The sequence below is a fragment of the Rheinheimera sp. KL1 genome, from assembly GCF_001275035.1.
Classification (GTDB): domain Bacteria; phylum Pseudomonadota; class Gammaproteobacteria; order Enterobacterales; family Alteromonadaceae; genus Pararheinheimera; species Pararheinheimera tangshanensis.
Genome location: NZ_LAMX01000009.1, coordinates 68,954 through 82,401, shown reverse-complemented (window position 1 = coordinate 82,401; position 13,448 = coordinate 68,954). Strand labels below are relative to the sequence as shown.

The following is a 13,448-nucleotide window of genomic DNA, read 5'->3' as shown; positions in this document are numbered from 1 at the left end:
GGGGGGTTAACTATTTTTTTGCCGTTTCATGGCTTCGAAAAACTCGTCGTTGGTTTTGGTCATCGACAGTTTATCGATCAGGAATTCCATGCAATCTGTTTCATCCATTGGATGCAGAATTTTACGCAGGATCCACATTTTTTGCAGTTCTTCCGGAGAGGCCAACAGCTCTTCACGACGGGTGCCTGAGCGGTTGAAATCAATAGCAGGGAATACACGGCGCTCAGCAATTTTACGCGACAGGTGTAATTCCATATTACCTGTACCTTTAAACTCTTCGTAAATCACTTCGTCCATCTTCGAGCCTGTGTCTACCAATGCTGTAGCGATAATAGTTAAGCTACCGCCTTCTTCAACATTACGAGCTGCACCAAAAAAGCGTTTTGGTTTGTGTAAAGCGTTGGCGTCCACACCACCTGTTAATACCTTACCTGAGCTTGGAATTACAGTGTTGTAAGCCCGGGCCAAGCGAGTAATAGAGTCGAGTAAAATAATAACGTCTTTTTTGTGTTCAACTAAACGCTTGGCTTTTTCGATCACCATTTCAGCCACCTGAACGTGACGGCTGGCTGGTTCGTCGAAGGTAGAAGCGACGACTTCGCCTTTTACCAGACGTTGCATCTCGGTCACTTCTTCCGGACGTTCGTCAATCAGCAACACCATCAACACACATTCAGGGTGGTTGGCCGCAATAGACTGAGCAATGTTTTGCAGCAGTATAGTTTTACCGGCTTTTGGTGGTGCCACAATCAAACCACGTTGACCACGACCTATAGGAGAGGCCAGATCCAACACGCGGGCTGTGATGTCTTCTTTACTGCCGTTACCACGTTCCATCCGTAAGCGGGAGTTAGCGTGCAGCGGTGTTAAGTTTTCAAACAGAATTTTGTTACGGGCTTGCTCAGGACGACCGAAGTTGACTTCGTTCACTTTTAGCAAGGCAAAATAACGTTCGCCTTCTTTTGGCGGGCGAATTAAGCCAGAAATGGTGTCACCAGTACGCAGGTTAAAGCGTCTGATTTGGCTTGGTGAGACGTAAATGTCGTCCGGGCCAGCCAAATAGGAGCTGTCAGAAGAACGTAGGAAACCGAAGCCATCGGTCAGGATTTCAACAACGCCGTCACCAAAAATCTCTTCGCCATTTTTGGCGTGGGATTTTAAGATAGCGAAAATAATGTCTTGCTTACGTAAGCGGGCCATGTTTTCTAGGCCCATAGACTCGGCTAAATCAACCAGCTCGTTAATCGGCTTCAGTTTTAGTTCGGTTAAATGCATATGATGGGTTCTTGTTGGTCAAACAGAATTAAATTGCTTGCCGCTGATTAAAAGGAAGTAGGCTTAGGTTTAGTCAACGGAAAAGCGTGGTTACAGGGATTTGTTGCTGTGTTACACATTAGCAGGATAATTTTCAGTCGTCCAGCCGTAAAAAACAAAAAGGCGTATAAAAAATACGCCTTTTTATCGGGGACTTAGATATTGCTGTCTAAAAACTCTTTTAATTGAGTTTTAGATAAAGCGCCAACTTTAGTCGCTGCAACCTGGCCGTTTTTGAATAACAGTAAGGTTGGGATACCACGAATACCAAATTTTGGTGGGGTGCCAGGGTTATGGTCAATATTGACCTTAGCCACTGTGACTTTACCTGCGTATTCTTGCGCCACTTCGTTGAGGATAGGTGCAATCATTTTGCACGGACCACACCACTCAGCCCAAAAATCGACCAGGACAGGGGCAGCAGCTTTTAACACGTCGGCTTCGAAGCTGTCGTCTGACACCTGCAGAATATGTTCACTCATTGTATTCTCCGTTATTGCTGGGCAGTAGTGTAACTGCAAAAAAGTATTGTCAATTTTATCCGGACTGTTTCTTATTGCAAGCGTAACGGTTATGCTTAGCGTGTATGAATAAAACACACTTAACTCAGCATAAATTTGCCGATTTCGCATTGGCTCCACAGGTTCTTGCCGCTTTGGCCGCGCAAGGTTATGACCATTGTACCCCAATCCAGGCTCAATGTTTGCCTCTTGCGTTAGCTGGCAAAGATATTGCGGGCCAGGCACAAACAGGTACTGGTAAAACTCTCGCCTTTCTGACGGCAACTTTCCATCATTTGTTAACCCATGAGCCAAAGGCTAAAGGGCAACCTCGTGCCATCATTATGGCTCCTACGCGCGAACTGGCCGTTCAGATCCATCATGATGCTCTGGCATTGGCCAAAACATCGGGCTTAAAGCTTGCTTTGATTTATGGGGGCGAGGGTTACGATTCTCAACGCCAATTGTTGGAGCAGGGCGCAGATATTTTAATTGGCACTACAGGCCGCTTAATTGATTACCTGAAACAAGGCCTGTATGACCTGTCACAAATCCAGGTGGTGGTGCTGGATGAAGCCGATCGTATGTTCGATTTAGGTTTTATCAAAGACATCCGTTTTATGTTCCGTCGTATGCCTCCAGTGACTGAACGTTTGAGTTTATTGTTCTCTGCCACTTTGTCTTACAAGGTGCAGGAACTGGCATTTGAGCAGATGAACCAGCCCGTGCATATTCACGTGGCGCCTGAACAAATGACCGGCTCACGTATTTCTGAAGAATTATTTTATCCGTCAGACGAACACAAAATGAAATTGTTGCTGACGCTGATGGAAGAGGAATGGCCGGATAAAGCCATAGTTTTTGCTAATACCAAACATTGCTGTGAAGATATTCACGCCTGGCTGGAAGCCGATGGTCACCGTGTTGGTTTGCTGACAGGGGATGTGATCCAGAAAAAACGTTTACGTATTCTGGAGGATTTCACCAGCGGTAAACTGGACATTCTGGTCGCGACTGACGTTGCCGCCCGTGGTTTACATATTCCTATGGTTAGTCACGTCTTTAACTACGACTTACCAGACGATTGTGAAGACTATGTGCACCGCATTGGCCGTACTGGCCGTGCCGGTGAAAGTGGTAAAGCTATCAGTTTTGCCTGCGAGCGTTATGCACTGAACCTGACGGCTATTGAAGACTATATCCGTCATGCTATTCCTGTCACTCAATACGACACTACAGCGTTACTGGAAGATTTGACCGTGCCAAAACCACGGGTCAGACGTCGTCCTGGACAAGCGCGCAGTGGTGGACGACCTAACCCTAATGGGCCAAGAAACCCACGTAGCCGCCCGCGCTAAGTCGATGGACGGCGCAGGAAAACCGACACAGCATAATGATATTTATGCTGTGATCGATCTCGGCTCCAATAGCTTTCATATGTTGATGGTGAAAGTGGTTGGTGGCAGCGTTCAGGTGATAGGCCGGGTCAAACGTAAAGTGCGTTTGGCCGCAGGTTTAAACGACAGTTTAGTGCTCAGTAAACAAGCCATGACCCGGGGTTGGGAATGCCTGGCCTTGTTTGCTGAACGTCTGCAAGATATTCCTTCTGCAAATATCCGTATTGTGGGTACTGCCACACTTCGATTAGCCCGTAACGTCAAAACTTTTTTGGTGGAAGCTGAGGCTATTTTAGGTCAGCCCATTCAGGTGATTTCTGGCGAAGAAGAAGCTCGTATTATTTATCTGGGCGTCGCTCATACCTCTAATTGTGATTCGAATCGTCTGGTGATCGATATAGGCGGCGCTTCCACCGAAATCATAGTAGGACAAGGTTTTCAGCCAATTTTATTGTCCAGTCTGAATATGGGCTGTGTGACTTTTCTTGAGCGTTATTTTGAAAATAATGAGTTAAGCGAAGCCAACTTTAATGCCGCTATTGCCGCCGCAGAACATGAAATCCGCACTATCAGCGAGCAGTATCTGACTCAGGGCTGGCAAAATGCCGTAGGCGCGTCCGGTACTGTACAGGCGATGCAGGAAATCTTAGTAGGTCAGGGTAAAGATGAAGTCATTACCTTGCCACGACTGGAAGCTATTATGCAGCAGGCTTTGGCCTGTGGTCATATGGATCAGCTGAATCTGCCTGGTTTAGCTCAGGAGCGTAAGCAGGTATTCCCTTCTGGCTTAGCGATTTTAATCGCCCTGTTTCGGGTGCTGAATATCAGCGGCATGACGTTATCCGGTGGGGCTTTGCGCGAGGGCGTGCTTTACAGCATGTTACCGCAGTTGCAGCATCAGGATGTTCGTGCCCGCACTATGCAAAGCATGATGGTGCGTTATTACATCGACCAGCAGCATGCAGAGCGGGTGGCGGATATGGCCGCTACTTTGGCCTCCCAGCTGCATCAGCAATGGAATTTATCCAGTTTTGAAGGTCTGGCCATGTTGCGCTCAGGCGCTTTATTGCATGAGCTGGGCTTGTTGATTGAATACAAAAATCATCACCACCATGGCGCTTATATTATCAGCCATGCCGAACTGCCGGGTTTTACCCGGGCGCAGCAACAGCTGCTGATGGCTTTGGTGTATAACCACAGGGCCGATATTCATAAAGAAATTCTGTCGAAACAAACCATGACTTCAGTGTTACTTGCTGTGCGTTTAACCCGCTTACTGCGCTTGTCGGTGATACTGTCAATGCGTCGTCGCTACGAAGTACTACCTGAAGTGCAGATCACAGCGCAAGCTGAAGCTCTGACTTTAACTTTGCCGCAAGGCTGGTTGGAGCATCATCCGCTGATGCGGGCTGAGCTGGAACAGGAAGTGGAGTATCAGCAGCAGGCCGGTTGGCAACTGAGCATTGAATAAAGGGTCAGAGCTTTGGCTCTGACCCTGGTGTTTTATCTTTGTAGCCAGATCGCGGCTTTTTTCGCAAAGTAGGTCAGGATGCCATCGGCTCCAGCGCGTTTAAAGGCCAGCAAAGATTCCATGACTATAGCTTCTTCCGCCAGCCAGCCGTTTTGGATGGCGGCCATATGCATGGCGTATTCACCGCTGACCTGATAAGCAAAAGTAGGCACTCCGAATTCGTCTTTGACCCGGCGCACTATATCCAGATAAGGCATACCGGGTTTGACCATTACCATGTCCGCGCCTTCCTCCAAATCCAAAGCTACTTCACGTAAAGCCTCGTTGCTGTTGGCTGGGTCCATCTGATAGGACTTTTTATTGCCGCCTTTTAGATTACCTGCTGAGCCAACTGCATCGCGGAAAGGCCCGTAATAAGCAGAAGCATACTTAGCTGAATACGCCATAATTTTGGTATTTACATAACCCTCTGCTTCCAAAGCAGATCGGATAGCACCGATACGGCCATCCATCATGTCAGAAGGGGCTACTATGTCAGCGCCCGCTTCAGCATGAGACAAGGCCTGCTTCACTAAAATGTCTGTGGTAATGTCGTTCAGCACATAACCGTCGTCATCAATAATGCCGTCCTGACCGTGAGTAGTGAAAGGGTCGAGTGCAACATCAGTGATCACGCCTAATTCAGGCACATGTTGTTTTAACATCCGTACTGCACGTTGCGCTAAGGCGTCAGGGTTGTAAGCTTCCTCAGCTAACAGAGATTTTTTCTCTGCAGCGGTCACAGGGAATATCGCAATAGCTGGAATGCCCAAAGTGGCCAATTCTTTTGCTTCTTCCAGTAGCAAATCCAACGACAGACGCTCAATACCCGGCATAGAGGGAATGGATTGGCGCTGGTTTTCACCTTCGACAATAAACATGGGATAAATTAAGTCATCGACCGTCAGACGATTTTCGGCCATTAAGCGACGACTGAAATCAGACTGACGCATACGGCGTAAGCGGCTGGCAGGGAAATACTCGTTAAACTGACTCATCTGGAGTCTCCTGTACTGGGATCACAACCTCAGGGTTACAAACAACCCTGTTTCGACCTTCATTTTTCGCCCGATACAGAGCTATATCTGCGGCTTGAATATAATCAATGCTGACACTGTTGATTTCAGCTACGCCAGCATAACAACCAATACTGACACTGATAGACAGCTCCAGCTTTTCATGCCGAATACGCTGGTTTTCCAAACAAAGCCGTAGCTGCTCTGCTAACAGCATGGCACCTTCGGCATCCGTGTTCGGTAAAATGATGGCAAACTCTTCGCCACCGTATCTGCATAAATAATCGGTGCTGCGTTTGAGCTCTTGCTGGAGGCTTTGAGCAACTTCCTTAATGACTAAATCACCTACCAGATGGCCATGATTGTCATTAAAGGATTTGAAGTGATCTATATCGATCATTAACAGAGCCAAAGTGCTGCGTTCACGACGACTACGTTTAATTTCCGCACTGAGTTTCTGATCAAAAAAAGCCCTATTTCGCACTCCGGTTAAGGCATCTATAGTACTTTGTTGCTCCAGCAGCTTGTTTTTTTCTGCCAGTTCAATCAGCGTGATCTGTAATTCGAGTGTACGTTGCTGAATACTATCCTCGAGTTGATCCGCAACCGTCATTTGCCATTTTTTTTGCTGCAGGTAAAACAGTAGCCAGGACGCTAAAGCAGTTAAAACTACGCCACTGCTGAATCCGATCAGTAACTGCTGCCAGTTCAGCTGTAGCCATTGCATCATAGAGGGTACTCATCTGCTGTAATTTGAAACAGAACCTGGCTGTTCTTTCTGCTGTATGCAGCGATATCATCGAGGCTGTAGCCAGTTAGATTGGCAAATTGTGTTGCTATTTCTGGTAGATAAGCGGGTTCATTCCGGCTTGATTTTGGTTTAGGAACCAGTGTTTTTGGTAATAAAAAAGGTGCGTCTGTTTCCAGTATCAATCTGTCCAGTGGCAAATAGCGGACAGCTTCTCTCAAACTCTGACCACGTTTTTCGTCACATAACCAACCGGTAATACCAATATACAGGCCCAAATCCAGATAAGCTTTTAGTTGAGCTTTATCGCCTGTAAAACAATGAGCTACACCTGCCAGACCAGGATAACGCTGTAGCATCTGATATTGAGTCGTAAAGGCATCACGCTCGTGTAGATAAATCGCTTTGTTATGTTCAGAGGCCAGTTGCAGTTGTGCTTCAAACACCTGTATTTGGTTTTGTGGTGTAGAAAAATTCCGATTGAAATCCAGTCCACATTCACCCACGGCAACCACTGAAGGGTGTTGCAGTAAACTGCTTAATCGGCAGATCCAGTCAGCTTGTACCTGGTCGGCCTGATGCGGGTGTACACCAGCAGTGCAATACAATCTTGGATCGGATAAAGCATAAGCTTGTTGCAGCTCAGACTCTTCAATGTCACTGCTAATCAACAACATACCAGATAAACCATGGTGCCAGGCATTGGCCAGTACCTGCTCCCTATCTAGCGAAAAGCGCGGGTTAAATAAATTAATCCCGGCATCAAACCAAGCTTTCATTTATTTGTCCCGACGGACTCTGGTTTTTTTAAACTGACCTTCTTTATTGATAAAAAACGAGTTAAATGCGCCACGCTGTAGTTGATAAGATTCTCCAATCGAAGCGGTGAATGCTTCTTTGATCACCTGGCGCCAGACCTGACCGTTTTCAAAGGTGAAAATCAGTTCTCCGTAAGGAGTTTTGCCGACCTTAGCTAAGGTTAACGTCAAACTTTCTTGCGGGGCTTCCTGCTGCACCCTTTTGTGTTCAAGACCAAACTCCTCAATCGCCTGAGAAGGTGCAGGAGCGGCTTCGGCTACCGTTGCTGTTGTTGCCACTGGCACAGCTGCTACGGGTGCTGCTACAGCTGCTGCTACGGGTGCAGTCGCCACTGCAGATAAAGCTGATTCTGCTACCGCAGTGGCCACAGGCGTTGCTACTGGAGCTGCACTTTTTGCTACGACTAACTCAATACGGTCAAAACAGGCCAGACGTTGTTCGTTTGACGTGATGCTTTGACAGTTAATGATTTGATTCTCTAGCACTTGGGATGCATGCAGTGGTGCGATAAAACCCATTACCAATAAAGTCAGGTATTTGTTCATGAATTAGTCTCATCTGTCTCTGTAGAAGTAACATAAAACCGGCTCAGCCACAGACCCAATTCGTAGAGTAAACACATTGGGACTGCCAGCAATGTCTGGGATAATACATCAGGTGGTGTCAGCAACATACCGATAATAAAGGCAAATACAACAAAATAAGGACGTTTTTCAACCAACTGTTGCCTTGTTACTGCACCTGTCCATACTAATAACAATACAGCGACCGGAATTTCAAAAGATAAACCAAAAGCGAAAAAAAGTTTTAAAACGAAATCGAGGTAGCTGCTGATATCCGTCGCTATCGTAACTCCTTCAGGCGCGACACTGGTGAAAAAACCAAAGACCAGGGGGAAAACCACGTAGTACGCAAAGGCGATACCACAGTAAAACAGCAGAGTGCTGGAGATGATCAGAGGTGCCACCAGATGCTTTTCTTTTTGATAAAGAGCAGGGGCTACAAATAACCAGATTTGCCACAGCATATAAGGCACAGTCAGGCATAAAGCGACAATAAAGGTCAGCTTAAAAGGGGCAAAAAATGGCGCAGCCACATCCGTGGCTATCATAGATGCGCCTGCCGGTAGCACAGCCATCAAAGGTGACGCCATCAGGTGGTAGATATCAGCGGCAAAATAAGCCAAAGAAATAAACACCAGCAACACCGCCATAACTGTATTTAGCAGACGGCGGCGTAATTCAATCAGGTGGCCTAACAGGCTGTTAGGGTTTGTGGTTTTTGTCATCTGTTACTACTGGGTCCGATACAATCGAAGAAGGTGCGGCTGCAGGCTGTGCTGGCTGAGTTTGCGCAGAGTGAACCGTAGCCGGATAGGGATTGGTGACATCAGCTGCCGCTTGTCGTAGTTCAGTGATGGCCTGCATCTCTTCAGTGGTCAGGTTTAACAGGCCTTTTTCTTCGGCCTGCTTTAACTTGTCGTGTAGTTCCTGTACCCGTAATTCGTCATTTAATTCCGCCTGCATTTGCTGACCAAATTGTTTTACATTACGAATAAAGCCACTGACACTGCGGATAGCGCCTGGCAGTCGCTCCGGGCCTAACACCAACAGAGCAACTACGGCTATGACCACTAATTCCCAAAAGCTCATTTAGCGTTGTTCAGGAGTTTTAGGTTGTTCAGTGCTGGCAGGAGCTGCGTCTTTCGCTCCCGCCTTTAATTGCGGCTGTGGTTGTTGAGCCTGAACAACCGGTGCTGCCTGATCTGCAGTATCTTCTGGATCTTTGACCGAATTACGGAAACCTTTAATGGCAGAACCTAAATCTGCACCTATACCACGCAGACGCTTTGTGCCAAACAGCAGGACAATAATCACCAGGATGATCAATAACTGCCAAATACTAATGCCACCAAAACCCATGTTATTCTCCTTTCATGTGCAAACTCAAAACGAACCTGATGGCCCGTCTGTTAATTTTTAAAACAAAAAACCAGCGCAATCAGCGCCAGTCCCGCCGCTGTTATAGACCAGCCAGATGTCAGTAATAAGACAGCTGCTAATAAACTGCAACCTGCCAGCACTGCGTTGGCCAGTTTTTTAGTCTGGTGTTGCTGTTGTGCCTGTACTTGCTGCAATTTCGCTAACAATTGAGCTTGTTGTTTGGGGCCTTGTTGCAAATACTGATGCAACAATCCCGGCATTTCCGGCATTTTTTCTGCCCAAAATGGTAAATTCGCTTTCACTTCGCGCCACAAGGCGGCAGGCCCCATCTGCTGTTTGACCCAGTTTTCCAGAAATGGTTTGGCTGTTTGCCATAAATCCAATTGTGGGTATAACTGACGCCCTAAACCTTCAATATACAGCAGGGTCTTTTGTAACAATACCAGTTGCGGTTGAACCTGCATATTAAAACGACGGGCTGTGTTAAACAGATTAAACAGCACCTGGCCAAAAGATATATCTTGTAGCGGTTTCTGGAAAATAGGCTCACAGACGGTGCGTATAGCACTTTCAAATTCTTCGACACTAGTGTCAGGGGGAACCCAGCCTGAATCCACGTGCAACTGCGCCACTTTTAAGTAATCGCGGTTGAAAAAGGCCACAAAATTTTCTGCCAGATAGCGTTTGTCTTCTTTATTTAACGTACCGACTATACCGCAGTCTATGCCGATATATTTTGGGTTATGCGGTGTTTCAAAAGAGACAAAAATATTACCCGGATGCATATCGGCATGGAAAAAACTGTCGCGAAATACCTGAGTAAAGAACACCTCTACGCCACGTTTAGCCAGCAGTTCCAGATTGGTCCCCTGAGAGCGCAGAGCTGCTAAATCTGAGACCGGAATACCATAAATCCGTTCCATCACCATCACGCCGGGTCTGCTGTGATCGGCGTAAACATAAGGGACATAGAGTGAGTCTGAACCCTCAAAGTTTCGTTTCAATTGAATGGCATTGGCGGCTTCGCGTTGTAAGTCCAGCTCATCCAGAATGGTTTTGCGATACTCCGCCATCACTTCTTTAGGGCGTAATCTTTTGCCATCCGGCAGATAACGGGCCACTAAATCAGCTAAAGCGTCCATCAGCTCTAAATCAGCCAGAATTTGTGGTTTGATATCAGGCCGAATCACTTTAATCACTACATCAGCCAAAGTGCCGTCTGCTTGTTTTAGCTGAGCTGTGTGAACCTGTGCAATAGAAGCTGAAGCCAGTGGAGTTTCATCAAACCGTTCAAATAAGTCGTCAATCTGTTGTAAACCCAGTTGCTGAATGATCAACTGTCTGGCTTGTTCGCCTGGAAAGGCTTCTACTTTATCCTGTAATTTGGCAAGTTCATCCACCCACTGCGCAGGAAATAAATCACGACGGGTGGATAACATCTGACCAAACTTCACCCAAACCGGCCCCAGTTGCTGTAAGGCTAAGCGTAAGCGCTCGCCTTCAGTTTTATCCGGGTGTTTGTTGCGTAACCAAAATGCAGCGCTGCGTACTGCTCGGAAATACCAGGGTTGCCACTGCGATGGGATCAATTGCTCCAATCCGTACTGCAGCAAAGTTTTTAAGATGTGGTAAAAGCGGCGCAGACCCAAAATTACTCCTGCCTGAAGGCGTTATGACGACTTAATACATCTAATCGTGCTTGCAGCTGACTGACATCACGGCTGAACTGGTTCAGCTCGGCCTGAGTCGGGCTCAAAGCCAGTTCATCCTGAGCCAGTTCTACAGCGGCTTGTTCCAGTTGTTGTAACTGGGTTTGAATATAAAGTTGTAACTGCTTTATCGCTAACGCTACTTTATGCGCCAGAGCATCGCCCAACCACTGCGAGAGTTGCTGTTCCCAGTCCGGATTGAGTTGTTGTAGCAAAGCGCTAAATTGCTGAGCGACCTGCAGATCGCCTTCAATCTGTAGCTTATCTTGTTTAATAAGACGGGTGAGCTGGCTGGGATCATTCAGCTTTTGCAAGGTTGCAAGGTCTGTGGTTATGACACAATCGACTTTTTCGTTGTGCTGATTCAGTAATAAGCTGTTTGCCGTTGCAGATAAAACAAAACGCCAGGGTAACTCCTGCAACTGCAAAGCCAGTTGTTTATCTTGTACTTTTTGTAATAAAACCGGAGAAGCTGGATCCATGGCCACTACTTTGTGCAGCACTTTTTCCAAAGTAGCGCAAATCAGTTGTGGCACTAAACTTAACATCAGAATTTATAACCTTTATGCAGAGCTACTATGCCGCCTGTCAGGTTGTGGTAGCTAACATGCTCAAAACCTGCAGTTTCCATCATCTGTTTTAAGGTGTCCTGATCCGGATGCATCCGGATAGACTCCGCCAGATACTGATAACTTTCTTTATCGTTTGCGACTAATCCACCTATAGCGGGCAATAGTTTGAAGGAATACAGGTCGTACACTTTGCTGAGCCACTCATATTCTGGCTTAGAAAACTCCAGTACCAGTAAACGGCCACCAGGTTTCAATACCCTGAACATGGAGCGTAAAGCCGCGTCTTTGTCTGTCACATTACGCAGACCAAAGCCGATACTGATGATATCAAAGCTATTGTCAGCAAAAGGCAGAGCTTCCGCATTGGCCTGCACATAATCGATATTATTGACCAGACCTAAATCGCGTAATTTATCGCGACCCACATTCAGCATCGACTCGTTAATATCGGCCAGAATCACTTTGCCGGTTGGGCCTACTCTTTTAGAAAACAGCGCTGTGATGTCACCTGTGCCACCGGCCAAATCCAATACCTGATGACCAGGCCGCACACCGCTGCAGTCAATGGTGAATCTTTTCCACAGTCGGTGGATGCCCATCGACATCACATCGTTCATCAGATCGTATTTGGCCGCAACAGAATGGAATACATTGGCCACAAGCGAGACTTTTTCAGTCTGCTTTACAGTTTTAAAGCCAAAATGAGTGCTATCAGGTTGCTGGTCAGTCATAAAAAAGCCTTTGGCTGTTCGTTGTGAACTAAAGTGGCGCTAGTGTAAAAGATTCGGCGGCTTACGCCAACTTATCCCGTATCTTTATGCAGCTCTGTCTGTTTCAGATCAATCTCTGCCAAACTGAAAAAAACATTCTGCATAACAATGGCCGTTGAGCATAATTTGCAGATGATGCTGGCCGGGATAATGTTTGCGGGTGGTCAGGTCGATAAAAGCGTGACGACGTTCAAACTTCAGGTTCTGACCTGTCCAGGCTTTGTTACTTAACTGAAATACCTTGTAATTTAACTGACCGGATTTTTTCCGGTAACCAATTTTGTATTCCAGTCTTAACGCTGCCTGCAACTGTTCTGGACCAGACAGCTCTATCGCAAAATGCAAAGGCTGTTCAGTCGAGACTTGTGCATTGAGCATATTCAGCTGTACCTGCAAAGGTAATTGCTGCAAGCCAAACAAAGTCAGAGCCCTTGGATGCCCCTGTTTAAGCAGGCCCCGTAACGCATGTTTGATGATCCAGTCAGTGACTTGATGCTGCCCAAACCAGCTACACGCTATATCCAACACCAGTTCCGGATGATCTTTACTGATGTCATTTAAGTGGTTGGCCACACTGCGCTGCACATAAGGTTGTGCATCGGTCTTCAACTGCTCCAGTAGTGGTACTAAAGGGCTTGGGTCATTTTTGAAACTTTTCAGCGCCATACCCCAGGGTAAACGAGGTCGTGCCCCTTCACTGGCTAATCGGCGCAGATGCAGATTGTCAGAGCCCGCCCAGGCTTTCATTTGATCTAAGGTAAGTTCGGGGTAGCGCTGGAAAAAAGGCCGGATGGCAAACTCGCCTGTAGAAAAACAAGTGAAATGAGCCAAAGCCTGAAAAGAAGTATGCGGGTCGTCCAGGCCATAGACTTCCACATAGTCGGCAAACACAAAACCCTGCAAACCGGAAAAATGACTGCTGACAGGAATTAACACGGCGATAGCATCTGGATAAGCCAAATTCAGACTCTGGTGCAAGGCCTGACTGATGGAGCGAACTCTGGCTTTGAGTTCCAGTTGCTCCCAGTCTGCGCCTTGGGTGCGCTGCAAAAATGTTTCGCTATCAAAAGCAGGAGACTGGTGTTGGCATAAGGCGGAGAGTTGCTGTAAAAATGCCCTGTTAAAAACCTCTTTTAGCAAGCTGGCCATA

The 13,448-nt window shown here is 46.9% G+C and carries 15 protein-coding genes; 2 read left to right on the top strand and 13 right to left on the bottom strand.

All coding sequences use genetic code 11. The features are described from left to right. Window positions 1-6: 6 nt before the first annotated feature. Window positions 7-1,275, bottom strand: a complete 1,269-nt coding sequence (gene rho, locus WH43_RS03970; RefSeq protein ID WP_053423355.1) for a transcription termination factor Rho — start codon at window positions 1,273-1,275, stop codon at window positions 7-9. A 194-nt stretch (window positions 1,276-1,469) separates the two neighbouring features. Further along, the gene (trxA, locus tag WH43_RS03965; protein WP_046518974.1) at window positions 1,470-1,796 is read right to left on the bottom strand and encodes a thioredoxin TrxA; all 327 of its coding nucleotides are present in this window, start codon (window positions 1,794-1,796) and stop codon (window positions 1,470-1,472) included. Between the two features lie 104 nt (window positions 1,797-1,900). On the opposite strand from trxA, the gene rhlB reads away from it, so the two are divergent. Next, complete coding sequence (rhlB, locus tag WH43_RS03960; protein ID WP_053423354.1) at window positions 1,901-3,172, top strand: ATP-dependent RNA helicase RhlB; 1,272 nt, start codon at window positions 1,901-1,903, stop codon at window positions 3,170-3,172. Then, a complete protein-coding gene (gppA, locus tag WH43_RS03955; RefSeq protein WP_343898194.1) occupies window positions 3,138-4,682 on the top strand; it encodes a guanosine-5'-triphosphate,3'-diphosphate diphosphatase in 1,545 nt (514 codons plus the stop codon). Before rhlB ends, gppA begins: the two co-directional genes overlap by 35 nt. 32 nt (window positions 4,683-4,714) lie before the next feature. Here the strand turns inward: gppA and hemB are convergent, their stop codons facing one another. The 11 genes from hemB to WH43_RS03900 all read right to left on the bottom strand — a co-directional run bounded on the left by hemB (window position 4,715) and on the right by WH43_RS03900 (window position 13,447). After that, window positions 4,715-5,719, bottom strand: a complete 1,005-nt coding sequence (gene hemB / locus WH43_RS03950; RefSeq protein WP_053423352.1) for a porphobilinogen synthase — start codon at window positions 5,717-5,719, stop codon at window positions 4,715-4,717. Beyond that, the gene (locus WH43_RS03945) at window positions 5,706-6,467 is read right to left on the bottom strand and encodes a GGDEF domain-containing protein (RefSeq protein WP_053423351.1); all 762 of its coding nucleotides are present in this window, start codon (window positions 6,465-6,467) and stop codon (window positions 5,706-5,708) included. The genes hemB and WH43_RS03945 overlap by 14 nt, the downstream gene beginning before the upstream one ends. Then, window positions 6,464-7,264, bottom strand: coding sequence for a TatD family hydrolase (locus tag WH43_RS03940; RefSeq protein ID WP_053423350.1), 801 nt, complete (start codon window positions 7,262-7,264; stop codon window positions 6,464-6,466). The genes WH43_RS03945 and WH43_RS03940 overlap by 4 nt, the downstream gene beginning before the upstream one ends. Then, entirely contained in the window at window positions 7,265-7,849 is a 585-nt protein-coding gene (locus tag WH43_RS03935; protein WP_053423349.1) for a hypothetical protein, read from the bottom strand. Next, entirely contained in the window at window positions 7,846-8,592 is a 747-nt protein-coding gene (gene tatC / locus WH43_RS03930; protein WP_053423348.1) for a twin-arginine translocase subunit TatC, read from the bottom strand. The genes WH43_RS03935 and tatC overlap by 4 nt, the downstream gene beginning before the upstream one ends. Continuing rightward, complete coding sequence (gene tatB / locus WH43_RS03925) at window positions 8,570-8,956, bottom strand: Sec-independent protein translocase protein TatB (protein ID WP_053423347.1); 387 nt, start codon at window positions 8,954-8,956, stop codon at window positions 8,570-8,572. The genes tatC and tatB overlap by 23 nt, the downstream gene beginning before the upstream one ends. After that, entirely contained in the window at window positions 8,957-9,226 is a 270-nt protein-coding gene (tatA, locus tag WH43_RS03920) for a twin-arginine translocase TatA/TatE family subunit (protein ID WP_053423346.1), read from the bottom strand. Between the two features lie 50 nt (window positions 9,227-9,276). After that, the gene (ubiB, locus tag WH43_RS03915; protein WP_053423345.1) at window positions 9,277-10,896 is read right to left on the bottom strand and encodes a ubiquinone biosynthesis regulatory protein kinase UbiB; all 1,620 of its coding nucleotides are present in this window, start codon (window positions 10,894-10,896) and stop codon (window positions 9,277-9,279) included. Window positions 10,897-10,898: 2 nt separating this feature from the next. Then, entirely contained in the window at window positions 10,899-11,504 is a 606-nt protein-coding gene (locus tag WH43_RS03910) for a ubiquinone biosynthesis accessory factor UbiJ (protein ID WP_053423344.1), read from the bottom strand. Further along, window positions 11,504-12,259: a bifunctional demethylmenaquinone methyltransferase/2-methoxy-6-polyprenyl-1,4-benzoquinol methylase UbiE gene (gene ubiE / locus WH43_RS03905; RefSeq protein ID WP_053423343.1), complete on the bottom strand. Its 756-nt coding sequence runs from the start codon at window positions 12,257-12,259 to the stop codon at window positions 11,504-11,506. Before ubiE ends, WH43_RS03910 begins: the two co-directional genes overlap by 1 nt. A gap of 108 nt (window positions 12,260-12,367) precedes the next feature. Further along, window positions 12,368-13,447 carry a DNA alkylation repair protein gene (locus WH43_RS03900; RefSeq protein WP_053423342.1) on the bottom strand — a complete coding sequence of 360 codons (1,080 nt, stop codon included), beginning with the start codon at window positions 13,445-13,447 and terminating at the stop codon, window positions 12,368-12,370. Window position 13,448: the final 1 nt, after the last annotated feature.

Excerpts from the sequence above, each read along its gene's own strand:
- hemB (WP_053423352.1), bottom strand. The coding sequence starts at position 5,719 with ATGAGTCAGTTTAACGAGTATTTCCCTGCCAGCCGCTTACGCCGTATG.
- rhlB (WP_053423354.1), top strand. The coding sequence starts at position 1,901 with ATGAATAAAACACACTTAACTCAGCATAAATTTGCCGATTTCGCATTG.
- ubiE (WP_053423343.1), bottom strand. The coding sequence starts at position 12,259 with ATGACTGACCAGCAACCTGATAGCACTCATTTTGGCTTTAAAACTGTA.
- rho (WP_053423355.1), bottom strand. The coding sequence starts at position 1,275 with ATGCATTTAACCGAACTAAAACTGAAGCCGATTAACGAGCTGGTTGAT.
- tatB (WP_053423347.1), bottom strand. The coding sequence starts at position 8,956 with ATGAGCTTTTGGGAATTAGTGGTCATAGCCGTAGTTGCTCTGTTGGTG.
- trxA (WP_046518974.1), bottom strand. The coding sequence starts at position 1,796 with ATGAGTGAACATATTCTGCAGGTGTCAGACGACAGCTTCGAAGCCGAC.
- WH43_RS03945 (WP_053423351.1), bottom strand. The coding sequence starts at position 6,467 with ATGATGCAATGGCTACAGCTGAACTGGCAGCAGTTACTGATCGGATTC.
- WH43_RS03910 (WP_053423344.1), bottom strand. The coding sequence starts at position 11,504 with ATGTTAAGTTTAGTGCCACAACTGATTTGCGCTACTTTGGAAAAAGTG.
- WH43_RS03935 (WP_053423349.1), bottom strand. The coding sequence starts at position 7,849 with ATGAACAAATACCTGACTTTATTGGTAATGGGTTTTATCGCACCACTG.
- WH43_RS03940 (WP_053423350.1), bottom strand. The coding sequence starts at position 7,264 with ATGAAAGCTTGGTTTGATGCCGGGATTAATTTATTTAACCCGCGCTTT.
- tatC (WP_053423348.1), bottom strand. The coding sequence starts at position 8,592 with ATGACAAAAACCACAAACCCTAACAGCCTGTTAGGCCACCTGATTGAA.
- tatA (WP_053423346.1), bottom strand. The coding sequence starts at position 9,226 with ATGGGTTTTGGTGGCATTAGTATTTGGCAGTTATTGATCATCCTGGTG.
- gppA (WP_343898194.1), top strand. The coding sequence starts at position 3,138 with ATGGGCCAAGAAACCCACGTAGCCGCCCGCGCTAAGTCGATGGACGGC.
- WH43_RS03900 (WP_053423342.1), bottom strand. The coding sequence starts at position 13,447 with ATGGCCAGCTTGCTAAAAGAGGTTTTTAACAGGGCATTTTTACAGCAA.